Annotated in this window: 21 protein-coding genes and 1 pseudogene; 15 read left to right on the plus strand and 7 right to left on the minus strand. The window is 63.4% G+C overall.

Annotated elements, in window-relative coordinates:
• The first annotated feature begins 65 nt into the window (after positions 1-65).
• The 7 genes and pseudogenes from NLY33_RS07095 to ppa all read left to right on the plus strand — a co-directional run bounded on the left by NLY33_RS07095 (position 66) and on the right by ppa (position 5114).
• A complete protein-coding gene (locus NLY33_RS07095; protein ID WP_023681434.1) occupies positions 66-698 on the plus strand; it encodes a LemA family protein in 633 nt (210 codons plus the stop codon).
• A 239-nt stretch (positions 699-937) separates the two neighbouring features.
• Positions 938-1708: a TPM domain-containing protein gene (locus NLY33_RS07100; RefSeq protein ID WP_198020358.1), complete on the plus strand. Its 771-nt coding sequence runs from the start codon at positions 938-940 to the stop codon at positions 1706-1708.
• A 49-nt stretch (positions 1709-1757) separates the two neighbouring features.
• Positions 1758-2213: pseudogene (locus NLY33_RS07105) on the plus strand (TPM domain-containing protein); the annotation flags it as partial.
• Positions 2214-2248: 35 nt separating this feature from the next.
• Positions 2249-3139 (plus strand): TPM domain-containing protein, encoded by an 891-nt coding sequence (locus NLY33_RS07110; RefSeq protein ID WP_023704974.1) that lies wholly within the window; start codon positions 2249-2251, stop codon positions 3137-3139.
• A 6-nt stretch (positions 3140-3145) separates the two neighbouring features.
• Entirely contained in the window at positions 3146-3784 is a 639-nt protein-coding gene (locus NLY33_RS07115; protein WP_023704973.1) for a TPM domain-containing protein, read from the plus strand.
• A gap of 167 nt (positions 3785-3951) precedes the next feature.
• Entirely contained in the window at positions 3952-4458 is a 507-nt protein-coding gene (locus NLY33_RS07120) for a GNAT family N-acetyltransferase (protein ID WP_023668622.1), read from the plus strand.
• Between the two features lie 122 nt (positions 4459-4580).
• Positions 4581-5114, plus strand: coding sequence for an inorganic diphosphatase (ppa, locus tag NLY33_RS07125; protein ID WP_023668623.1), 534 nt, complete (start codon positions 4581-4583; stop codon positions 5112-5114).
• 218 nt (positions 5115-5332) lie between these two features.
• Here ppa and NLY33_RS07130 read toward each other — a convergent pair whose 3' ends face one another.
• Together NLY33_RS07130 and NLY33_RS07135 are read right to left on the minus strand one after the other, a co-directional pair.
• The gene (locus NLY33_RS07130; protein ID WP_023704972.1) at positions 5333-5929 is read right to left on the minus strand and encodes a hypothetical protein; all 597 of its coding nucleotides are present in this window, start codon (positions 5927-5929) and stop codon (positions 5333-5335) included.
• A 255-nt stretch (positions 5930-6184) separates the two neighbouring features.
• Positions 6185-6802 carry a TetR/AcrR family transcriptional regulator gene (locus NLY33_RS07135; protein ID WP_023698744.1) on the minus strand — a complete coding sequence of 206 codons (618 nt, stop codon included), beginning with the start codon at positions 6800-6802 and terminating at the stop codon, positions 6185-6187.
• Positions 6803-6875: 73 nt separating this feature from the next.
• Here NLY33_RS07135 and NLY33_RS07140 point away from each other — a divergent pair, with 73 nt between their 5' ends.
• Together NLY33_RS07140 and NLY33_RS07145 are read left to right on the plus strand one after the other, a co-directional pair.
• Positions 6876-8159, plus strand: a complete 1284-nt coding sequence (locus NLY33_RS07140; protein ID WP_023835196.1) for an MFS transporter — start codon at positions 6876-6878, stop codon at positions 8157-8159.
• Between the two features lie 273 nt (positions 8160-8432).
• The gene (locus NLY33_RS07145) at positions 8433-10007 is read left to right on the plus strand and encodes an alkaline phosphatase D family protein (RefSeq protein WP_023704969.1); all 1575 of its coding nucleotides are present in this window, start codon (positions 8433-8435) and stop codon (positions 10005-10007) included.
• 47 nt (positions 10008-10054) lie between these two features.
• Here the strand turns inward: NLY33_RS07145 and NLY33_RS07150 are convergent, their stop codons facing one another.
• Positions 10055-10333: a hypothetical protein gene (locus NLY33_RS07150; RefSeq protein WP_245262865.1), complete on the minus strand. Its 279-nt coding sequence runs from the start codon at positions 10331-10333 to the stop codon at positions 10055-10057.
• A gap of 197 nt (positions 10334-10530) precedes the next feature.
• On the opposite strand from NLY33_RS07150, the gene typA reads away from it, so the two are divergent.
• From typA to NLY33_RS07165, 3 genes are all read left to right on the plus strand, one after another.
• Positions 10531-12360, plus strand: coding sequence for a translational GTPase TypA (gene typA, locus NLY33_RS07155; protein WP_023681424.1), 1830 nt, complete (start codon positions 10531-10533; stop codon positions 12358-12360).
• A gap of 243 nt (positions 12361-12603) precedes the next feature.
• Entirely contained in the window at positions 12604-13350 is a 747-nt protein-coding gene (locus tag NLY33_RS07160; RefSeq protein ID WP_023704967.1) for a M48 family metalloprotease, read from the plus strand.
• Between the two features lie 52 nt (positions 13351-13402).
• Positions 13403-13609 (plus strand): hypothetical protein, encoded by a 207-nt coding sequence (locus NLY33_RS07165; protein ID WP_023688850.1) that lies wholly within the window; start codon positions 13403-13405, stop codon positions 13607-13609.
• Between the two features lie 17 nt (positions 13610-13626).
• On the opposite strand, the gene NLY33_RS29620 is transcribed toward NLY33_RS07165, so the two are convergent.
• The 3 genes from NLY33_RS29620 to NLY33_RS07175 all read right to left on the minus strand — a co-directional run bounded on the left by NLY33_RS29620 (position 13627) and on the right by NLY33_RS07175 (position 15629).
• Positions 13627-13974 carry a DUF1062 domain-containing protein gene (locus NLY33_RS29620; protein WP_488473621.1) on the minus strand — a complete coding sequence of 116 codons (348 nt, stop codon included), beginning with the start codon at positions 13972-13974 and terminating at the stop codon, positions 13627-13629.
• Positions 13859-14170, minus strand: a complete 312-nt coding sequence (locus tag NLY33_RS29625) for a DUF1062 domain-containing protein (protein WP_488473744.1) — start codon at positions 14168-14170, stop codon at positions 13859-13861. Before NLY33_RS29625 ends, NLY33_RS29620 begins: the two co-directional genes overlap by 116 nt.
• A gap of 424 nt (positions 14171-14594) precedes the next feature.
• On the minus strand, positions 14595-15629 hold the full coding sequence (locus NLY33_RS07175) for an L-idonate 5-dehydrogenase (protein WP_023704966.1): 1035 nt from the start codon (positions 15627-15629) through the stop codon (positions 14595-14597).
• 143 nt (positions 15630-15772) lie between these two features.
• On the opposite strand from NLY33_RS07175, the gene NLY33_RS07180 reads away from it, so the two are divergent.
• Positions 15773-16384: a LysE family translocator gene (locus tag NLY33_RS07180; RefSeq protein ID WP_023681421.1), complete on the plus strand. Its 612-nt coding sequence runs from the start codon at positions 15773-15775 to the stop codon at positions 16382-16384.
• Positions 16385-16410: 26 nt separating this feature from the next.
• Here the strand turns inward: NLY33_RS07180 and NLY33_RS07185 are convergent, their stop codons facing one another.
• On the minus strand, positions 16411-16974 hold the full coding sequence (locus NLY33_RS07185; protein ID WP_023681420.1) for a peroxidase-related enzyme: 564 nt from the start codon (positions 16972-16974) through the stop codon (positions 16411-16413).
• 131 nt (positions 16975-17105) lie between these two features.
• On the opposite strand from NLY33_RS07185, the gene NLY33_RS07190 reads away from it, so the two are divergent.
• Complete coding sequence (locus NLY33_RS07190; protein ID WP_023704965.1) at positions 17106-21893, plus strand: NAD-glutamate dehydrogenase; 4788 nt, start codon at positions 17106-17108, stop codon at positions 21891-21893.
• A 262-nt stretch (positions 21894-22155) separates the two neighbouring features.
• On the plus strand, positions 22156-23535 hold the full coding sequence (locus NLY33_RS07195; RefSeq protein ID WP_031196429.1) for an MFS transporter: 1380 nt from the start codon (positions 22156-22158) through the stop codon (positions 23533-23535).
• Positions 23536-23554: the final 19 nt, after the last annotated feature.

The following is a 23554-nucleotide window of genomic DNA, read 5'->3' on the forward strand; positions in this document are numbered from 1 at the left end:
AGACATTTTCTTGAGCGCGGATTGTGCTAATGCTTCGCATGCAACTTCTGTCGAGGGACCTCACCATGTTTGCCCAGCGCCTTGCCTTCCCTTTCCGCAGTCTGCCGGCCGTGCTGATGATGGCCGTCGTGCTGCCTCTGCTCGCCGGCTGCGGCTTCAACACCATCCCGACGGCGGAGGAAAACGCCAAGGCGGCATGGAGCGAGGTGCTGAACCAGTATCAGCGTCGGTCCGACCTCATTCCCAATTTGGTCGAGACGGTGAAGGGCTATGCCTCGCATGAAAAGGACACGCTCGATGCGGTGGTCGAAGCGCGCGCCAAGGCGACGCAGATCACGGTGACGCCGGAAACGCTGAAGGACCCCGAAGCGCTCAAGAAGTTCCAGGATGCGCAATCAGGGCTGACCAGCGCGCTGTCGCGGCTGATCGCGGTGTCGGAGGCCTATCCCGACCTCAAGGCCAACCAGAATTTCCTGGCGCTGCAGGCGCAACTCGAAGGCACCGAGAACCGTATCGCCGTGGCGCGGCGCGACTACATCCTGGCGGTCAAGGATTACAATCTGACGCTGAGGACCTTTCCGTCGGTGCTATGGGCAACCTTCTGGTTCCGCAGCAACGAGCCCTTCGCCAACTTCACCGTCGAAGAAGACAAGATGCAGCCGCCGAAGGTCGATTTCGGCACGAAGCAGGGCGGGTGATGACGTCTGGGTGAGCTTGGCCTTTGCCAGCCTTGCGTTCCTTCACACCCCCCTCTGTCCTGCCGGACATCTCCCCCTCAAGGGGGGAGATCAGCTGTCTTCTGTCCTTGCGCCAAATATCAGCGTTGCCGGCTGAGCGTCGGCAGCGAGATTGCCAATCTCCCCCCTCGAGGGGGAGATGTCCGGCAGGACAGAGGGGGACGCGAAGGAACGCCAACCTTGGTGTTCTTCTCGCCTTTCTGGCCGTCTTCCTGCCCCTCACCGCCTTCGCCGCCGACCTCCCCGCGCTGACCGGCCGCGTCGTCGACAATGCCGGGATCATCGATGCAGGCACCAAAGCCGCGCTCACCCAGAAACTCGCCGACTTCGAGACCAGAGGCTCCGACCAGATCGTCGTCGCAACCATCCCCAGCCTCGACGGCGAGGAGATTGAGCCTTACGCCAACCGGCTGTTCCGCTTCTGGAAGCTCGGCCAGGCCAAGGAAAACAACGGCGTGCTGCTGCTGGTGGCGCCGAACGACCGCAAGATGCGCATCGAGGTCGGCTATGGGCTGGAAGGCACGCTGACCGATTTGCACACCAAGCTGATCATCGAAAACGACATGGTGCCGGCGTTCCGCGCCGGCGATTTCTCCGGGGGCATTTCCAAGGCCGTCGACGACATGGTGATGGTGCTGGAAGGCAATCCGGAGGAATTGGAGGCGCGCGGCGAGCGCAACCAGAAGCCGCCCATCAATACCGACAATCTGTTCTTCGGCGTCTTCATCAGCATCTGGGCAATCATCTTCTTCGGCAGCATGGCCGCCTCCATCCTGCCGCCGATCTTCGGCCAAAAACTCGGTCCCGGCCGCTATCGCTGGCTCGGCATGACATTCGAGCCGGGCCGGCGGTCGTCCAGCGGCGGCTGGTCTTCGGGCGGGGGCGGCTGGTCGTCGGGTTCAAGCGGTGGTGGCGGCTTTTCCGGCGGCGGCGGTTCGTCCGGCGGCGGCGGCTCCTCGGGAAGCTGGTGACGAGATGACAACACGCATCGCCAATCCCTGGCATGGCCGCTTCGCCACGATGACCGGCGCTGCCTTGCTGGTCTTGCTCGTCAGCTTCGCGGCGCTGGCGGCGGAACTGCCCGCCCTCACCGGTGGTGTCGTCGACAATGCAGGCATCATCGACGCTGCGACCGAGGCGGCGCTGACGCAGAAGCTGGCCGATTTCGAGACCAAAGGCTCCGACCAGATCGTCGTCGCGACGGTTCCCAGCCTCGACGGCGAGGAGATCGAGCCTTACGCCACCCGGCTGTTCAACGCCTGGAAGCTCGGCCAGAAGGCCAAGAACAATGGCGTGCTTCTGCTGGTGGCCGTGAACGACCGCAAGATGCGCATCGAGGTCGGCTACGGGCTGGAAGCCACGCTCACCAACCAGCACGCCACACGGATCATTGAAGGCATGGTGCCGGCCTTCCGCGCCGGGGATTTCTCCGGCGGTATTTCCAAAGCGGTCGACGACATGATCATGGTGATCGAGGACGGTCATGGTGGTTGAGGGGAGCTGGTGACGGCATGACAGTACGCGTCTTCAATCCGCCAAAACCTGGCCGCGCAGCCGCGACGATCGGCATCGCCTTGTTGACGATGCTCGCCATGCTGTTCGTAGCCTTGGCGGCAGACCTGCCGGCACTCACCGGGCGGGTGGTCGACAATGCCGGTATTATCGACGCCGCGACCAAGGCGGCACTAACGCAGAAGCTCGCGGATTTCGAGACCAAAGGCTCCGACCAGATCGTCGTCGCCACCATCCCCAGCCTGGACGGCGAGGAGATCGAACCCTACGCCAACCGGCTGTTCCGCTTCTGGAAACTCGGCCAGGCCGGCGAAAACAACGGCGTGCTTCTGCTGGTGGCCAAGAACGACCACAAGATGCGCATCGAGGTCGGCTACGGGCTGGAAGGCACGCTGACCGACCTGCACACCAAACTGATCATCGAAAATGACATGGTGCCGGCGTTCCGCGCCGGTGATTTCTCCGGCGGCATTTCCAAGGCCGTCGACGACATGGTCATGGTGCTGGAAGGCAACCCGGAAGAGCTGGAGGCGCGCGGCAAGCGCAACCCGGCCGACCACAGCACGCCCGTCGATCCTATAGTCGCGGTCTTCCTGATCCTGTGGGCGGCGATGTTCTTCGGCGGCCTGGCGATGGCCTTCCTGCCGCCGATCTTCGGCACCAAGCTGTCGCCGGGCGTGTATAAATGGCTGGGCATGACCTTTCGCTACGGCCAGGGGCCGAGCGGATCGTCCTCGGGCTCCAGCAGCTGGACAACAAGTTCGTCGTCGGGCAGCGGATGGTCATCGGGAAGTTCGGGCAGCAGCTGGTCTTCGGGCTCAAGCAGCGGCGGCGGGTTTTCAGGCGGCGGCGGTTCGTCTGGCGGTGGCGGGTCTTCAGGGAGCTGGTGAGAGAAGATGGCAACACGACCGATCAGCCCACAGGACCATGAGCGCATCGCCACCGCGATCCGCGCGGCCGAGGCCAAAACCGACGGCGAGATCTACTGCGTCGTTGCGCATGCCAGCGACGGCTATTTCTTTCCCGCCGCCTTCATGGCGACATCAGGCATGCTGATTGCCAGCCTCGCCGTCGCTTATGGGCTGGAAGCCTGGTGGCTGTCGATCCGGCTGCCGCATTTCGTCATTGTCCAACTGCTGGCACTGGCCTCGGTGTTGGTGCTTTTGTGGGCGCTGCCGGGCTTGCGCATCCATCTGGTGCCGCGCCGGCAGCGTTATCAGGCGGCACATCACAATGCGCTCAGGCAGTTCCTCGCCCGCAATGTCCACCGCACCACGGCGCGCACCGGCGTGTTGGTCTTCGTGTCGATCGCCGAGCGTTATGCCGAAGTGGTCGCCGATTCGGGCATCGACAGCAAGGTCGGCCAGCATGTCTGGGACGGCGTGCTGCGCGATCTCCTGCAGCATGCCGGTGACGACCGGCTCGCCGACGGCTTCGTCAAGGCGATCGGGCAGGTCGGCGCGGTGCTGGCCGAGCATTTCCCGGTGACGTCGGGCGATGCCAATGAACTGGACGATCATCTCGTCGAGATCTGAAAAGCCAGCACGCGCTACCCGGACGGACGCCTGACCGCGCCGGCTGGGTGCGTTTCCAGGCAGGCTTTGCCCATTGTCAGCAGTGTCGCGATCGGCTGTGAGAAAGCGGTCGGCGGGCTGACCTCGACTCTTGCAAATGGCCGATGCGGGTTTATGGTTAACAAATCATGAATACGCTGAGCATCGACATCAGGAAAGCCGAACCGCGCGACGCTGGCGCCATTGCGGACGTGCACCAGCAGGCTTGGGAGGGCGCCTATTCCGGCATCATCCCGCATCGCTCGCTGACCTCGATGATCAACCGCCGCGGCGCCGACTGGTGGGCCAACGCCATCCGCCGCGCCGCCACCGTTCTGGTGGTCGAGATCGGCGGCACCATCGCCGGCTATGCCACGATCGGCAAGAACCGCGCCCGCGAGCTGAAGCAACAGGGCGAAATCTACGAACTTTACCTGCGTCCGGAATATCAGGGCATCGGGCTCGGCAGCCGGCTGTTCAAGGCGGCGCGGGCGCGGCTTGCCGACCACGGGCTGAAGGGAATGGTGGTGTGGGCGCTGGAAGACAACCAGAACGCACTTTCCTTCTATGCCGGCGCGGGTGGCCGTGACGTCGCCGAAGGCGTCGAGATTTTCGAGCAGAGGGCGCTCAAGAAGGTCGCCTTCGTCTGGGAATGACCGGCTTCGGTTACAAATCATCATAAACCGTGCGCTTCCGTTAGCGCTTCGCACCAATCGCCGCATTGCACCATGCTGCGCCGCCCGCTATCGATCTTGGACATCGAGAGAGGGATTTAAGCATGCGAATCGAAGCCATTGCCATCGGAAAGAACCCGCCCGAGGACATCAACGTCATCATCGAGGTGCCGATCGGCGGCGAGCCGATCAAGTACGAGATGGACAAGGAGGCCGGCACGCTGTTCGTCGACCGTTTCCTGCACACCTCGATGCGCTACCCCGGCAATTACGGTTTCGTGCCGCACACGCTCTCGGGCGACGGCGACCCGATTGACGTTCTGGTCTGCAACACCCGCGCGCTGGTGCCGGGCTGCGTCATCAATGTGCGGCCGATCGGCGTGCTGGTGATGGAAGACAATGCCGGCCAGGACGAGAAGGTCATTGCCGTGCCGTCGCCGAAGCTGACGCTGCGCTACGAAAACGTCACCGAATACACGCAGCTGCCCGAGATCACCCGCGACCAGGTCCAGCACTTCTTCGAGCACTACAAGGATCTCGAGCCCGGCAAATGGGTCAAGATCGAAGGCTGGCACGATTCCAAATACGCCAAGAAGATGATTGTCGACGCGATCGCACGGGCGAAGGCGGCAAAGTAGCGCCGAGAGAGGCCTGCGTCTCGTTCAAGTAAGCGGCAAACGCCAGCGCGAGGCACCCCCCTCTGGCCTGCCGGCCATCTCCCCCTCAAGGGGGGAGTCGCAACGGCTTTCGTCAATTTTCAGCGCCGAAAGAAAAGCGCCGCCAGCGAAGCTGCCAATCTCCCCCTTGAGGGGGAGATGCCCGGCAGGGCAGAGGGGGGTGCCTTGCACCCACGTGACTAGTTATCCACCCGACCAAACGCCGGCACGTTGCCGATGACGGTGTGCTTGTCCTTGCCACAGGCGAAACTCTTCGCCTTTTCGTCGGCCAGCTTGCGCGCCTGGTCATTGGCCTGCGGGTTGCCGGTGGCCAGCACGAGGCCGATGGTGCAGCCGTCGCGGGCTTCCATCTGGGCGACCTTGGCGACGAGCAGCACTTCGGTCGGCTTGTTCTCGTCCTCGGGATTGCTGATCGAGCGGCGGTGGATGACGGCAAAGGGAACGGCAACGTCGCCCTTGGCCTCGATGCGCCACTCGACCTTGGCGCCGGACGAGTTGAAGCCGGAAAAGCTCTCCCAGACCGAGGTCATGTCGCCGCCGGGCGGAAATCCGTAGAACAGCGATTCACGGGCGTCGTCATAGGCGATCAGCACGGGATAGCCACGATAGCCGGAGCAGGCGAGTTCGGCCCATTCGCCGTCGCCTTCCTGCGCCTGCGCATAGGTGACGCAGTCCTTTTGCGAGTCGAGGTCGGTGTAAACGCTTGATATGCCGTCGGCATGGGCGGTTTGGGATAGGGCGGCGAGGGCGAATGGAACAAGCAGCAGGGTTCGCATGCGGACGTCTCCCGTGAAGTTCGCCCCAGCCTATCGCCAAATCTGCGGCCGGCCTAGCGTGCCAATCTCAACGTTGGCGCCGCCCAAATCGCCCTGCCGGGCAATTCTCCCCCTGAACGGGAGAAAGTGGCCGGCTGCGCCGCTGGCGACAACCTTGCAACGCTGGCAATTGGCGAAATCGTGATGAGAGCGTTCCTCGCCCCATTTCCGGGAAAGGATGCCGGCAGGTGAGGGGCGGCGCCAACGTTCGAAATGTTATTTCTTCAAGCTCGCCTCGATCAGCAGGTCGGCGTTGCGGGCGACCGCTGCCGCCGGGCCTCCGAGGCCGAAGAGCTGGCCGCTGATATAGGCGCCTTCGATCAACAGCAGCAGGCCGTCGCCGAGCGTGTCAGGGTCTTTAGCGCCCATCGCTGCGGCCATGGCGCGCAGGCGGTGGCGCAGCTCCTGCTTGTTGGCCTCGCTGACGACACGCGCCGGATGGCCATGTTCGGGATATTCCACCGCCGCGTTGGTCATGCCGCAGCCGCGATAGTCCGGCCTTTGCGTGCGCTTGCCGACGCGAGTCAGAAAAGCCCTGAGCTGTGCCCGCGGGTCGCCGGGATGGGCAGCCACGGCTTCGTCGAAACGCTCCCAATACTCACGGTCATATTGCCTGAGATAGGAAGCGGCGAGCTCGTCCTTGGAGGGAAAGCTGCGGTAGAGGCTGGGCTTGGTGACGCCGGCGCGCTTGACGATTTCGTCGACGCCGATCGCCCGGATGCCGCGGCGGTAGAACAGGTCGTAGGCCACGTCGAGGATTTTCTTGGCAGCCTTGGGCGGTGCGGCTGCATGACCGTCCTTGATGGTCAGTTCAATATTTTTGTCCGTTGGCATGGTATGACTCGATTGACGTGTTACCGATCGGTACGTATACATGTCCTCACCCTGCAACGTACCGGTCAGTAACATGATAGCTCAATCCCGTCCCTTTGGCCAGCGCTACGCTTTCGTCGTGGTTGGCGTCATCTTCCTTTGCCTGTTGATCGCGGCCGGGCTTCGTTCCGCACCCTCGGTGATGATGCTGCCGTTGGATAAAAGCTTCGGCTGGGGGCGCGATACGGTTTCGATTGCCGCTGCGATCGGCATCTTCCTTTACGGCCTGACCGGGCCGTTTGCCGCCGCATTGATGGAGCGTATCGGCTTGCGCCGAACGCTGCTTGCCTCGCTTGTGATCATGTCGGGCTCGACCGCGCTCAGCCTGCTGATGACCGAGCCATGGCACCTGTTCCTCACCTGGGGCGTGTTTTCCGGCATCGGCTCCGGCGCGGTCGCCACCGTGCTCGGCGCCACCATCGTCAACCGCTGGTTCAAGACCAATCGCGGCTTGGTGATGGGGCTGATGTCGGCCTCCAGCGCCACCGGCCTCTTGGTGTTCCTGCCGCTGCTGGCATCGCTCGCCCAGTCGGGCGGCTGGCAGCCCGTCGCTACCGCCGTCTCGATCGCCACCGCCTGTCTTCTGCCGCTGGTCTGGCTGTTGGTTCCGGAGCGTCCCGCTTCGATCGGCATGGTGCGCTATGGCGCCGGGGCCGATGACGTGCCGCCGGTATCGCCGGCATCGCAAGGCAATTTCCTGGCGCATACGCTCAACACGCTGCGCCGCGCTGCCGGCACCCGCGTCTTCTGGTATCTGTTCGCCACCTTCTTCATCTGCGGCTTCACCACCAACGGGCTGGTCGGCACGCATCTGATCTCCTTCTGCGGCGATATGGGCATCCCCGAGGTACAGGCCGCGGGCCTGCTGTCGCTTATGGGCATTTTCGACCTGATCGGGACGACGCTCTCGGGCTGGCTCACCGACCGTTTCGACCCGCGCAAGCTGCTCGGCGTCTACTACGGCATTCGCGGTCTGGCGCTGATCTATCTGCCCTATTCCGGCTTCTCGGCGACCAGCCTGATCATCTTCGCGGTGCTCTACGGTCTCGACTGGATCGCCACCGTGCCGCCGACGCTCAGGCTCGCCAACGAGGCCTTCGGTGACCGCAGCGGCCCGATCGTGTTCGGCTGGATCGTAGCCGGCCACCAAGTCGGCGCCGCCACCGCCGCCGCCTTCGGCGGCACCATGCGCGAATTGCAGGGCAATTACGAACTGGCCTTCCTGATCGCCGGCATGACGGCGATCGTGGCCGCGTGTCTGTCGCTGCTGATCAATACGAGCAGGCCGGCTTTCGATCCGGAGCCGCAAGCGGCGTAAGGCGCTGGGCGCTAATCTCCCCCCTTGAGGGGGAGATGGCCGCAAAGCGGCCAGAGGGGGTCGGTCCGACGGGGCTCAGCGTTCTTTGTGACGAAAGAGGAAGTCGGCGCTTCACGCGCGGCGACCCCCTCTGTCGCCTTCGGCGACATCTCCCCCTCAAGGGGGGAGATCACTCGCCTGTTCACTGTTATCAAAACTTCATCTTTCCGAGATGCGGCTGAAACATTGAAGCAGGACGCTGGTGGCGAACGTTCAAGCCATCAGGAGACAGCCATGAACAAGCTTTCGTTGACCCGCCGCGCTTTCGTCACCTCTGCCAGCGCCGCCGGTCTGCTCGGCGCATCGGGGCTCGCTTTGCCCTATTATTCGCGCGCCAGCCAGCGCCCGGCCTTCACCCATGGCGTCCAGTCCGGCGATGTCGATGCCTCGAGCGGCATGGTGTGGACGCGCACCGACCGGCCTTCGCGCGTCATGTTCGAAGTGTCGTCGACGGAAAACTTCGCCAATGCGACGCGGCTGGCGCCGCTCGATACCTCGCCGGCCAGCGACTTCACGGTCAAGCGCCTGCTTACCGAACTCGCCTCCGACCAGGATATCTTCTACCGGATGACTGCCGCCGACCTGTCGGATATCAACGCCGTTTCCGAACCGATCGTCGGCCGTTTCCGCACAGCACCCGCCTCGAAGCGCGACATAAAATTCGCCTGGTCGGGCGACACGGCCGGCCAGGGCTGGGGAATCGATGAGACCGGCATGAAAACCTACGCCACCATCGCCAGGCACACGCCGGATTTCTTCCTGCATTCCGGCGACACCATCTATGCCGATGGCGCCATGAAGGACGAGGTAGACCTGCCTGGCGGCGGCAAGTGGAAAAACGTCGTCCTGATCGACGGCAAGCGCAAGGTGGCCGAGACGCTGGATGAGTACCGCGACCAGTGGAAATACAACATGATGGACAAAAACGTTCTGGCCTTGAGCGCCATCTGCCCGACCTTCTACCAGTGGGACGATCACGAGGTGCTGAACAACTGGTCGGATTCGAAGAATCTCGGCGCCGACAGCCGCTACACCGAAAAATCCATCCATGTGCTCGCGGCGCGTGCGGCGCGCGCCTTCCATGAGATGACGACGATCCGCTACGAGCCGTCCGAGCCCGGCCGCGTCTACCGCAAGATCGCGCATGGGCCGCTGCTCGACGTGTTCTTCCTCGACATGCGCTCCTATCGCGGCCCGAACGGCGCCGACATGCAGGAGGACATGACGCCGCAGTCACGCATGCTGGGCGAACAGCAGACGAAATGGCTGAAGCGCGAGCTGACGAATTCCAGGGCGACCTGGAAGATCATTGCCGCCGACATGCCGCTCGGCCTCGTCGTCTGGGACGACGGCGCCAAGAAGGTCGGCGCGGAAGCCATCAGCAATGGCGACAATGGCCTGCCCAAAGGCCGCGAGCTCGAGATCGCCGACCTGTTGCGCTACATCAAGACTGCCGGCATCACCAACACGGTCTGGTTGACCGCCGATGTCCACTACACGGCGGCGCACTATTACAACCCCGACAAGGCGCGGTTCCAGGATTTCAATCCTTTCTGGGAATTCGTCTCGGGCCCGATCCACGCCGGTACCTTCGGTCCCAATGATTTCGACATGACCTTCGGCCCGGAGCTGAAATTCATCAAGGCGCCGACCACCGAACAGGGCCAGAACCTGCCACCCTCGGCCGGCCTGCAGTTCTTTGGCCTGGTGGACATTTCAGGGGCGACAGAGCAGCTGACCGTGCGGCTGATGGATCGCGACGACATCGAGCTTTACAAGGTGACGCTCGATCCGGTGCGGTCGGCGTAAGCCTTTGGGCCGGTGCGAAGGATCGCTATGCCTGGAATGGGCAGCCGTCAGTCCGGGTAGCAAACCGTCGGAATCTTCGGCCACACCGCGCTGTCGCAGCCTGCAACCCGCTGCCTCTGCTTGAAAGAGGCGCTGACCGGGCCGGTGACCACGGGGTCGACGCCATCAGGGGCGTCGGCAAACATCTGCTCGGCCGTCCGGTCGGGCGACGAAGCCGGATTGGCTTCCTTCACCGTGGCGGCCGATTGAGCGGCATTGGCCGCCAGCACGGCAGCGAATGCGACCGAAGCGATGAGGGGCCAAAATCGGTTGAGTTTGTCGGTCATGAATTTCGAACTACCCGGGCCCAGAAAGGTTCCCGCCTTGGTTAACAAAACCATCTCACACCGAGATGCTTAAGATTTGATGAGTATTTGGTGGTGCGCCTCCTCTTTCGCAATTGCGAAAAACCCTGTATGAGCCGCGCAACCGAAAGAGGCGGCGCCTTCTGGCCTGCTGCCTGCAACGCTCCCGAGACCACAAAATGAAAATTCGTAATATCGCGATCATCGCGCACGTCGACCATGGAAAAACCACCCTCGTCGACCAATTGCTGCGGCAATCCGGTTCCTTCCGCGACAATCAGCGCGTCGCCGAGCGCGCCATGGATTCCAACGACCTCGAAAAGGAACGCGGCATCACCATCCTGGCCAAGGCGACCTCGGTCGACTGGAAGGACACCCGCATCAACATCGTCGACACGCCCGGCCACGCCGATTTCGGCGGTGAGGTCGAGCGCATCCTGTCGATGGTGGATTCGGCGATCGTGCTGGTCGACGCCGCCGAAGGCCCCATGCCGCAGACCAAGTTCGTCGTCGGCAAGGCGCTCAAGGTCGGCCTGAAGCCGATCGTCGTCATCAACAAGATCGACCGTCCGGACGCCCGCCACGTCGAAGTGGTCAACGAGGTGTTCGACCTGTTTGCAGCGCTTGACGCCACCGACGAGCAGCTCGACTTCCCGATCCTCTACGGTTCTGGCCGCGATGGCTGGGTCTCGGAAAATCCGGAAGGCCCGAAGGACCAGGGCCTGGCGCCGCTGTTCGACCTCGTCATCAAGCATGTGCCGGAGCCGACCGTTCATCCCGGCCCGTTCCGCATGATCGGCACCATCCTGGAAGCCAATCCATTCCTCGGCCGCATCATTACCGGCCGTATCGAGAGCGGCACGCTGAAGTCCAACCAGGCGGTCAAGGTGCTGCACCATGACGGCACCCAGATCGAAACCGGCCGCATCTCCAAGATCCTCGCTTTCCGTGGCCTCGAGCGCCAGCCGATCGAAGAGGCGCAGGCGGGTGACATCGTCGCCATTGCCGGCCTGTCCAAAGGCACCGTCGCCGACACGTTCTGCGACCTGGCGGTGACCGAGGCGTTGCATGCGCAACCGATCGATCCGCCGACCGTGACCATGTCTTTCCTGGTCAATGATTCGCCGCTCGCCGGCACTGAAGGCGACAAGGTGACCAGCCGCGTCATCCGCGACCGCCTGCTGCGAGAAGCCGAAGGCAATGTCGCGCTCAAGATCGAGGAATCGCCCGACAAGGATTCGTTCTTCGTTTCCGGCCGCGGCGAATTGCAGCTGGCCGTGCTGATCGAGACGATGCGCCGCGAAGGCTTTGAAATCGCCGTGTCGCGTCCGCGCGTCGTCATGCAGAAGGGCGAGAACGGTGAATTGCTGGAGCCGGTCGAGGAAGTCGTCATCGACGTCGACGAGGAGCACGCCGGCATCGTCGTGCAGAAGATGTCGGAGCGCAAGGCCGAGATGGTCGAGCTGCGGCCTTCGGGCGGCAACCGTCAGCGCATCGTCTTCCACGCGCCGACGCGCGGACTGATCGGCTACCAGTCGGAACTGTTGACCGACACGCGCGGCACCGCCGTGATGAACCGGCTGTTCCACGCCTACCAGCCCTACAAGGGCGAACTGCCGGGCCGCACCAACGGCGTGCTGATCTCCAACGAACAGGGCGAGGCAGTGGCCTATGCCATGTGGAACCTCGAAGACCGCGGCCCGATGGTCATCGACCCGGGCGTCAAGGTCTATCAGGGCATGATCATCGGCATCCATAGCCGTGACAACGACCTCGAAGTGAACGTGCTGAAGGGCAAGAAGCTGACCAACATCCGCGCCGCCGGCAAGGACGAGGCGGTGAAGCTGACGCCGCCGATCCGCATGACGCTGGAGCGCGCGCTGGCCTGGATCCAGGACGACGAGCTGGTCGAGGTGACGCCGAAGACCATCCGCCTGCGCAAGCTCTATCTCGACCCGAACGAGCGCAAGCGCTTCGAGAAGTCGGCCAAAGTGGTCGGCGCGGCGTAACGGTTTTTGTTTTGGCGAGATGGGGACGACCCAACCCATCGTCTCGCCGAATGGGACAGGCTTCCCACTGGGAGCAGCCTGGCGCCCAGCCAGCCCAGCGGTGTCTCTTCAAAGGACCACAGCGGAAGCTCATAGTGTCATGATATTCTCATTCCTCTCACTCCTCCGCACGGTATGCTAGCTGTGGGTGGAGGCGAGGAAACGGGTGTGCGAAATGCCGTTCGGGATTTCGTGCGGAGTCTTATGCAAGACGACACGCGGCGAAGGCTCGCAGCCCACAAAAAGCTTGTTGGATTTGGCAACGCGGCACTGCCGGCGATCGAGTATGAGCTGGCAAAGATCGATCTGGGTAAGGTTTCCCATCGCGAAGTTTCAACGGTTGTGGCGGGCCTCGCTACTGCCCTGCACGATATTAACGAAGATGCATCTCGACGATATATTTCGGATTCGCTTGCAGGACCGATAACTCCCCTTATGCGCGCTGCGCTCCGCAGCATCGTTCGCTTTGCGATGGACGACTGGCTGCGGTCTTCAGTTGGCGACATCACTGTTCTGGAGCATGGCAAGCTCGACAGTGGTTTGGAGGCGGCGCGGCACATTGGCCACTGGCTTGCAAATGTACCTGCAGCCGATCTGATTGGCATTTCGCGAATCTATATAATCCCGGAAATCCCCGAACCCGAGTTCGCCGGCACTTACCTCCAGACAGTATCGGTCATCGAGATTGTCTGGCGACGCCCATCCAAACATTGGATTGGCAACGCATTTCGCAGATTCATGATCGAGAAAACGCTCTATCACGAAATAGGCCACCATGCGCTGCAGCATGTCGAAATGGGACAAGACCCCGATCAGGAAAAGCAGGCAGACCGCTACGCATGGAAAATGATGCGCAGGGCACATCCCAATCTATGGATGCTTACTTTTCCTCTGCGGTTCCTTGGCGCGTCTGAACGACGGAAAAATGCCAAGGAGTTGGAAGCCGTATAGGATGCGTTTCGAAAGGTCGGCCAAGGTGGTCGGTGCAGCTTAAGGGCGCGCAATGAGCGACAAACTGGTCACGGCTGCGGTATTCGACAATCGGCCCGAGGCCGCGGTCTGCATATCGATGCTTCAAGCCTACGGGATTTATGCATTTTCGGCGCATCTCGATACGAGCGGGCAAAGCCTGACCCATGTGCAGGTCGCCGACAGCGATCTCGAAGCGGCCAAGGGTTTGATCGCTTCGACCTCTGAAGAGAGCGATTAACCCCTGGCCGCAGCGGCTCATCCTCCGGCCGCCGAGATGATGACTTCGCGATCCGCTTCGCCGGCTAGGTCGATGCGGATGGTCGTCCCCTCGCGAGCCGGCTTGCGCAAAGCCTTGGCTCCCTCCGGAAAGACGATCAACACCAGCTTCTCCTCCAGTGCCTGAAGCCGCGACCGCGAGATGCCGAGTTCGCCGGCGAGCAGACGGTCGAGCCGCAGCGATGTCGGCATTTCCAGCCCAAGCCTGATTTCAAGCGCGGCTGCGGGTCGGCCTTCGCCGCCGAGCCGGTGTTTGTGAACGGCGACATCGGGAAACTCCTCGACGCGGCCGACCCGGTTTCGCAAAGCCACGACATCGAAGGACATGGCGGCGGGCGAGGGCCGGATCGTTGCTTTCGAGCGCTGCCAGCAGCGCGGGTTCGATGTCGCGGCGGTTGCAGCGTTCGAAAATGCCGAAATTCCACGAATTGTCGCAGTCGATGCAGCGATAGATCAGCCAGACATCAATGCGTTTGCCATTGGCGTTGACGCGGAATTTGTCGCTGCAGCGATAGGCTTTCACGGCGCCGCAGCGGTTGCAGTGGATCAGGGGTCGAGGTGCGATTTCGGGCGTGATTGCCCAGTGGATAGCGAGATGTTGGGACAAGCCGGAAGACCTTCCAGTGTGGAAGTTCTTCAGGTCGGCAATGGCGAGATGCCCATGCGGGCACGGCGTGGCGAGAGCTAGCTATGTCGGAAATCAGCTGTCACGGGCGGCAAAGCGCGCGACAACGGTTCAGCAGTGCCAAACCGGTCTCGAACCGCCGCCTGAGGAACACGTGAAATGGAGCAGGCACCGCTTAATGCGGCGCCCTGCCAAGTGTGATCAGGGGAGTTGGCGAGACCGGCGGTTACTGAGGCAAAATGAAGCTCGAAATGAATGTCGGGACGGTTCTTCTAGCGGCAAGACGCCGAGCGGGCAAGGTTCATAGGGTGTCTCGCCCTGCTCAGGCGAAGGCGATCTGTACCTTCATCGATTTGTTGCGGTCGCCGGCGATCTCGAAAGCCGCAACCGCCTCGTCCATCGGATAGATGCCGGTCAGCAGCGGCTTGACGTCGACGCGACGGTTGTTGATCAGATCGACGGCCAGCGCGAACTCGTCGTGGAAACGGAAGGAGCCGCGCATTTCGATCTCCTTGGCGACGATGAGATTCTGAGGCAGCGACATGTCGCCGCCTAGGCCGAGCTGCACGAGCACCCCGCGCGGCTTCAGCACATCGAGCCCGGCTCGCACCGCGCGCTCATCGCCGGAGCATTCGAACATGACGTCGAAACTGCCCTTCTCGACATTGTAGCCAGCGAGCTTGTCGGCATCTGTGGCGACATTGATGGTGCGGTCGGCGCCGATCTCGTTGGCCTTGGCCAGAACCGCGTCCATGACATCGGTGACGACGATCTCACGCGCGCCGTGGACACGTGCGGCAAGGATGCTGAGCGCACCGATCGGCCCGCAGCCGGTGACCAAGACCCGCTTGCCGAGCAGCGAGCCGGCGCGGTTGACGGCATGCAGCGTTACCGCGAACGGCTCGGCAAAGGCGGCTTCGTTGATGGAGACATGGTCGGCGATCTTGTGGCACTGCCAGGCCTCGGCGGCGAGGCACTGGCGGAAGGCGCCCTGTATATGTGGCATCGGCATGGCGCTGCCGTAGAATCGCATGTTGAGGCATTGGTTCTGCACGCCCTGCAGGCAGTACCGGCACGCATTGCAGGGCCGGCTGGGCGAAATCGCGACGCGGTCGCCGACGGCAAGGCTGGAAACGCCGGCGCCAAGTGCCTTCACCGTGCCAGCGACCTCATGTCCCAGAATCATCGGCTCGCGCAGGCGCACCACGCCGAAGCCGCCATGATTGTAATAGTGCAGGTCCGAGCCGCAGATGCCGCCGGCCTCGACCGATATTTCGACCTGTCCGGTGCCCAGCACGCCCGGATCGGACTCTTCGATGCGCAGGTCTTTTGCCGCGTGGATGACGATTGATTTCATAGCCGCGATCCTTTCTCAAACCACTGGCGCGGGCAAGGTCCGGCCGCTGAAATTTGCCGCGTCGGCTGGCCCATCAGGCTGCAGGATGCCAAATCGCCAGCGATCGGATATCCTTTGCCACCCAACGCTCGAAGGGCTCCGTCATGCACCTCACCTCGCTCCTGATCTTCGCCGCCGCTCTCTTCGTTGCCGCCGGCTCGCCCGGCCCATCGATCGCCGCACTGGTTGCCCGCGTCATCTCGAAGGGCTTTCGTGACGTGTTTCCGTTCCTGCTCGCCATGTGGATCGGCGAGGCCATCTGGCTGTCGCTGGCGGTGTTCGGGCTGGCGGTCGTGGCGCAGACCTTCCATTTCGCCTTCGTCGTCGTGAAATGGATCGGCGTCGCTTACCTCGCCTACCTCGCCTTCAAGATGTGGACCGCACCTGTCGACGCAAAAGAAGGCGAGATGCCGCGCGAGGATTCGCCGGCAAAACTGTTCTTTGCCGGCATGGCGGTGACGCTCGGCAATCCCAAGATCATGATGTTCTATCTGGCGCTGCTGCCGACGATCATCGACCTCGCTTCGGTGAGTGTCATCGGCTGGGTCGAACTGACGGCGACGATGGCGGTGGTTCTGATCGCCATCGATCTCGCCTGGGTCGTCGCGGCCTCACAGGCGCGCAAGCTGCTCAAAAGCAGGCGCGCCATGAAGATCGCCAACCGAATCAGCGCCACGACGATGGCCGGCGCTGCCGGGGCCATCGCGGCGCGTTGACCTCTCCTACGAGGAGAAGGAAACTTTCACCTCGCCATGGCGTGGTATTCGTCGTTCGGCCGCATGTCGATGGCCGCCGCCACGCGGTTCGACATGTTGAAGAAGGCGGCGGTCGAGGCGATGTCCCAGATGTCGCGGTTGGTGAAGCCGGCGTTGCGCAGTGCTTCCCTGTCCGCCTCGACGATCTTTGCCGGCTCTTCCGTCAGCTTGACGGCGAATTCGAGCATCGCCGTCTGTTTCGGTGAAAGATTGGCAGCGCGGAAGTTCATCACCATCATCTCGCCGAGAGCCGGATCGCCGGAGAGCTGGCGCACCGCCGCGCCATGCGCGGTCAGGCAATAATAGCAATGGTTGATCGAGGAGACGACGACCGCGATCATCTCCCGCTCCAGCTTCGACAGGCCGGATTCACCCAGCATCAGATCATTGTAGGTGTCGGTAAAGGCGCGCAGCTTCTTCTCGTCGAAGGCATAGGCAAGAAGCACGTTGGGAACCAGGCCGAGCTTTTCCTCGCATTTGGCGAAATAGGCTTTTGTCGCCTCGCTCAGCTCCGCGATACCGAGGTCAAGTGCGCTGATTTTGCCGGACATGGGGTCTTCCTCCTGGTTCACCGCCGCCTGACCGTCGAATTCCTGTAATTCTTATCGAGCCGTCAAACCTTTGTCGCCAAACAGCGGTCATCTGCTACCATAGTCGTAAAAGCATGTGACGTGAGGACAACATGGCGAGCGTGAAATCCGCAGCTAAGCCGAGGAAAACAGCCACTGCCGGGGTGAAACCCGACGGGAAGCCGGCCAGGCTCGCCGACTATTTGCTGGCCCGCGCGCCGGCCGAAGACATCGCCGCCTATGACGCCGCCGACCTGGAGCGCGCCTCCGACCTGGCAGGACGTGCGGTCGCCGCCCACAAGAAGGGCCAAAGTGTCGTCGCCGTCGATGCCGGGTCGGGCGTATCCCGCGAGGGCCGCCCGATGACGATCATCACCGTCGTCAACGACAACATGCCGTTCCTGTTCGATTCGATCCTCGGCGAGATCACAGAAACTGCCGGCGAACCGACTTTGGTCACCCATCCGGTCATCGTCGTGCGCCACGGCAAGGCCGGCGTCGACGAGATCCTCGGCGACGGCAGCGCCCTCAAGGACGATGGCAATCACGACCGGCTGAGCGTCGTCCATGTCCATATTCCGCGCCTGACGGCGGAGCAGGCCGACGCGCTGGCCGACCGCCTGCGCAAGATGCTCAACCAGGTGCGCGCCGCCGTCAGCGACTGGAAGCCGATGCTCGCCCGTCTCGACCAGGCGATTTCCGAATTCCGCTATTCCGCCGTGCCGCTCGACAAGAAGAGCGTTGCCGAGGCCATCGCCTTCCTTGAATGGCTGCGCGACGACAATTTCACTTTCCTTGGCATGCGCGAGTTCAAATATTCCGGCGGCACGGAGAGCGGCAATCTGGAGCGCGCCGACAAGCCCGGTCTCGGCATCCTCGCCGACCCGGATGTGCTGGTGCTCCGGCGCGGCACCGAGGCGGTGACGACGACGCCCGAAATCCGCGCCTTCCTGCATGGGCCGGAGCCGCTGATCGTTACCAAGGCCAACGCCAAGTCGCTGGTGCACCGCCGCATTTATCTCGATTATATCGGCGTCAAAACCTACACCGCCAAGGGCACGCTTGCCGGCGAGTTGCGCATGGTCGGCCTGTTCACCTCGACTGCCTACACGCGCTCGGTGATGAAAATCCCGTATCTGAGGTCAAAGGCCGAGACCATCATCGCCAAGTCCGGCTTCGACCGGCACGACCATTCCGGCAAGGCACTGATCAACGTTCTGGAGAGCTATCCGCGCGACGAACTGTTCCAGGTGCCGGTGCCGATCCTGAAGAAGCACGCCGCGGCCATTCTCGGCCTGGTCGAGCGGCCGCGGGTGCGGGCGCTGGTGCGCGCCGACCAGTTCGACCGCTTCGTCTCGATCCTCGTCTTCGTGCCGCGCGACCGCTATGACAGCGTCGTGCGCGAGAAGATCGGCACCTATCTCAAGACCGTCTTCGAGGGCCGTTTGTCGGCTTATTATCCGGCGTTTCCGGAGGGCGGGCTGGCGCGTGTGCATTTCATCATCGGCCGCTCGGGCGGCAAGACGCCGAAGGTCGAGCAGGCGGCGATCGAAGCGGCGATCCGCGATATCGTGCGAACCTGGGACGACGCGCTGGCCGAAGCCGCGGAAGCCGTCGGCGGCGATCCATCGCTGAAGGCGATCGCCGCGCGTCTGCCTGAGAGCTATCGCGATTCCTTCAGCGCGGCCATCGCGCTGAAGGATGCGGGGCGCATCGCCGGCATCAGCACCGCCAACCCGATCGCCATCGACTATTACCGCCATGCCGAGCAGAAACCGCATCAGGCAGCGCTGAAGATCTACCACCACGGCAGCCCGGTAGCGCTGTCGCGTCGCGTGCCGGTGCTGGAAAACATCGGCTTCCGCGTCATCAGCGAGCGCACCTTCGAGGTTGGCGAGGACGGCGGCGACACCGTCTTCGTCCACGACATGGAGCTGGAGAACAGCTACGGCAAGCCGATCGACCTCAGCGATGGCGGCGCGCTGTTCGAGGACGCTTTCCTGTCGGTCTGGCGCGGCGACATCGACAATGACAGCTATAACGGGCTTGCCCAGACCGCCGGCCTGTGGTCGGGCGAAGTCAGCATTCTGCGCGCCTATGGCCGCTACCTGCAGCAAGCCGGTATCCCGCAGAGCCAGGATTTCATCGCGGCCGCGCTCAACCGCTATCCCGACATTGCGCGCGGCCTGCATGCACTGTTCGTCGCTCGTCTCGGCCCGACCGCCGAGACGGAAGGCGTCGTCGCCGCCAAGCACCTCAAGGCCAAGATCAAGGACGCGCTGGAGGAAGTCCCCAACATTGATGACGACACCATCATCCGCCGCTATCTCAACCTGATCGAAGCCTCGTTGCGCACCAATCATTTCGTTGCGGGAACGAAGGCGCGGGGCCAGTCGCTGGCGATCAAGCTGGACTCGCAAGCGGTCGATGGCCTGCCGGCGCCGAGGCCGTGGCGCGAGATCTTCGTCTATGGGTCCGAGGTCGAGGGCGTGCATCTGCGCTTCGGCCCGGTTGCGCGCGGCGGCCTGCGCTGGTCGGACCGCGCCCAGGATTACCGCACCGAGGTGCTCGGCCTGGTCAAGGCGCAGCAGGTCAAGAACGCCGTCATAGTGCCGGTCGGCGCCAAGGGCGGCTTCTATCCGAAGAAGCTGCCGATGAGCGCCGGCCGCGACGCCATCTTCGAGGCCGGCACCTCGGCCTACAAGAACTTCGTTTCCAGCCTGCTGTCGATCACCGACAATATCGGCCTCGATGGCGTCATACCCCCAGCCGGCGTCGTCAGGCGCGATCCTGACGACCCCTACTTTGTCGTCGCCGCCGACAAGGGCACGGCAACCTTCTCCGACACCGCCAATGCCATTTCGGAGAAACACGGTTTCTGGCTCGACGATGCCTTCGCCAGCGGCGGCTCGGCCGGTTACGACCACAAGAAGATGGGCATCACCGCCAAAGGCGCCTGGGAAGCGGTCAAGCGGCATTTCCGCGAGATCAACCGCGACATCCAGGCCACCCCCTTCACCGTCGTCGGCGTCGGCGACATGTCGGGAGACGTGTTCGGCAACGGCATGCTGCTGTCGCCGCAGACCAGGCTGATCGCCGCCTTCGACCATCGCGACATCTTCATCGATCCCGATCCAGACAGAGTGGCGTCGATGGCCGAGCGCGAGCGCATGTTCGCGCTGCCGCGTTCGTCCTGGCAGGACTATGACAAGACCAAGCTGTCGGAAGGCGGCGTCATCGTCTCGCGCAGCCAGAAGTCGATCACGCTGCCTGCGGCAGCGGCGGCGGCGATTGGCCTCGCCAAGATCACCGCGACCCCGGCCGAGATCATGACCGCTATCCTCAAGGCGAACGTCGACCTTCTGTGGTTCGGCGGCATCGGCACGTATTTACGGGCCTCGGGCGAAACCAATGCCGAAGTCGGCGACCGCGCCAACGACGCCATCCGCATCACCGCGCTCGATGTGCGGGCCAAAGTGATCGGCGAGGGCGCCAATCTCGGCGTCACGCAGCGCGCCCGCATCGAATTCGGCATGAATGGCGGCCGCTGCAACTCCGACGCCATCGACAATTCGGGCGGCGTCAACTGCTCCGACGTCGAGGTCAACATCAAGATCGCGCTGGCGTCCGCCATGCGCAAGGGGTCGCTGACCCGGCCGGCGCGCAACAAGCTGCTGGCCGAGATGACCGACGAGGTCGCCGGCCTCGTGCTGTCCAACAATTACGAACAGACGCTGGCGCTTTCCATCGCCCGCAAGCGCGGCCTTGCCGACATCGCGCACCAGAGCCGGTTCATGGCGGCGCTGGAGGCTCGGGGCCTGCTCGACCGCGCTGTCGAGACGCTGCCGTCGCCGGCCGCCCTTGCCGAGCGCGAGGCGCGTGGCGAGCCGCTGACCCGGGCGGAGCTTGGCGTGCTGCTCGCCTATGCCAAGATCGTGCTGTTTTCCGACATCGTCGCCAGCGACGTGCCTGACGACGCGCATTTCGACCGCGATCTGATGGCCTATTTCCCTGACCGGATGGCGAAGAAATATGCGGCCGAGATCCATGGCCACCGGCTGCGCCGCGAAATCATCGCCCGCGTCGTCGCCAACGATCTCGTCAATCGCGGCGGACCGTCCTTCGTCAACCGGCTGCAGGAAGCCACGGGGCGCAGCGCGGCCGACGTGGTGCGCACCTTCGCCGTGGTGCGCGACGGCTTCGCGTTGCCGGCGCTCTATCGGGAGATCGATGCGCTGGACAGCCACATCGACGGCCAGGCGCAGCTCGATCTCTACCAGTCCGTCAGCCGGCTTATCTTCGTGACCAGCGGCTGGTACCTGAAGAACGATGCCGGCACCGCTCTCGGCCAGCGCATTGCCGAACTGCAAGAGGCGCGCATGGCGCTGGAGCCGAAGCTGCTCTCGCTGCTGCCGGCCTTCTCCCGCGAGCGGGTCGAGGAGAGGCGGGATGGCCTGTTCAAGGCCGGCGCCCCGGAAAAGCTCGCCGGGCAGCTGGCAATGGCCGATGTGGCGGGACTGATCCCCGACATCGCACTGACGGCGCGCACGGCCAATGCCGACGTCGTCGCCTCGGCCAAGGCGTTCTTCGCCGTCAGCGATGCCTTCCGCATTCCGCGCGTCGAAGAGGCGGCGCGTTCAATCACGCCGTCGGACTATTACGACCAGCTGGCGCTGTCGCGCGCCACCGACACGATCGGCGCGGCGCGGCGCGGCATTGCGGTGGCGGCTCTCGCCGGCCATGCCGGGACGGCGGATCCTGTGGCGGCCTGGCTGGAAGCCGGAGGCGAGCGCGTGGCGCGCATCCGCGAGCGGCTGCAGGCGCTGACCGAAGGCGGGGATATCACCGTGTCCAGGCTGTCGGTGGCTTCGGGGCTGATGAGCGATCTGACGGGGATGTGAGGCTCGGGACTTTACCCTCCCCCTTGTGGGGAGGGTCGCTGCGAAGCAGCGGGGTGGGGGTGCGGCACCGACCCCCACCCGGACCTTCGGTCCGACCTCCCCACAAGGGGGAGGTAGGGGCGCGGCGCCTTTCTTCGCGTCTCTATGCAGGTAGACAGTGGCGACATCCAGGTGAGGGGCAGCGCGAATCTTTCGCGGTTTGCATGAGCATTCGAAACATGCAGACATGGCGCCCGACACGGGCGGTGCCGGGGGAATCATCATGGCGGCAGTAGAAACAGCGCAGCGGGCATCCGGGCGTGGCATCTGGGGGTGGATGTTCTTCGACTGGGCGGCGCAGCCGTTCTTCACCGTCGTCACCACTTTCATCTTCGGCCCTTATTTCGTCTCGCGCATGGCCAACGATCCGGTTTCGGGCCAGGCGGCCTGGGGCTACGGCATCGCTGTTGCGGGCCTGGTCATTGCCGTTTTGTCGCCCATCCTCGGCTCGATTGCCGACCAGACCGGGCCGCGCAAGCCGTGGATTGCGTTCTTCGCCTCGATCAAGATCATCAGCCTTTGCCTGCTATGGTTCGCCGCTCCCGGCTCGAACCTTTTCCTGGTGGTGCTGTTCTTTTCTCTCGCTTCGGTCGCGGCGGAATTCTCGACCGTGTTCAACGATTCGATGATGCCGCGCCTGGTGCCGAAGAGCGAGATCGGCCACGTCTCCAACATTGCCTGGGGACTTGGTTATCTCGGCGGCATGATCGCGCTGATCTTTGTCGTCGCCTGTCTGGCGGGTTCGCCGGAGACCGGCAAGACGATCATCGGCATCGACCCGCTCTTTGGGCTCGACCCGAATCTCGGCGAGGACGCGCGCGCCACCGGGCCGCTGTCGGCCGGCTGGTATTTCCTGTTCATCCTGCCGATGTTCTTCTTCACGCCAGACGCCATCAAAGGCATTCCGATCGGGCCGGCGGTGCGCGAGGGGCTGTCGGAACTGAAGTCGACGCTGACTGAAGTGCGCCGGCGCAAAGGCATCTTCCGCTTCCTTGTCGCCCGCATGATTTATCAGGACGGCGTCAATGCGCTGCTCGCTTTGGGCGGCACCTTTGCGGCAGCGATGTTCCATTGGTCGATCACCGAGATCGGCATGTTCGGCATTATTCTCAACGTCGTCGCCATCGTCGGCTGCCTGGTTGCCGCATGGCTGGACACCGCGCTTGGCTCCAAGACCATCGTGATGATTTCGCTCGTCCTGCTCAGCATCGCCACCATCGGCATCGTTTCGACCGGGCCAGGCTACACGCTGTTCGGCGCCTGGATGATGCCGGGAGCCGATAGTGGCGGCCTGTTCGGCACGGCGGCGGAAAAGGCCTACATTTTCTATGGCCTGTTGATCGGGCTGGCGTTCGGACCGGTGCAGGCGTCGTCACGCTCCTACATGGCGCGCAGCGTGACCGCGGCCGAATCCGGCCGCTATTTCGGCATCTATGCGCTGGCCGGAAGGGCGACGAGTTTCCTGGCGCCGTTCATGGTGGCGTCGATCACGCTCGCCAGCGGCTCGGCGCGGCTCGGCATGGCGGCCATCGTGCTGTTCCTGGGCGTTGGGATCGCGATATTGATCTGGACGCCGTACCCGGCGGATCAGCCAGTGGAATAGCGCCGCACTTTTCCTTCTC

Origin of the sequence: Mesorhizobium sp. C432A (genome assembly GCF_030323145.1) — a bacterium.
Taxonomy (GTDB): Bacteria; Pseudomonadota; Alphaproteobacteria; order Rhizobiales; family Rhizobiaceae; genus Mesorhizobium.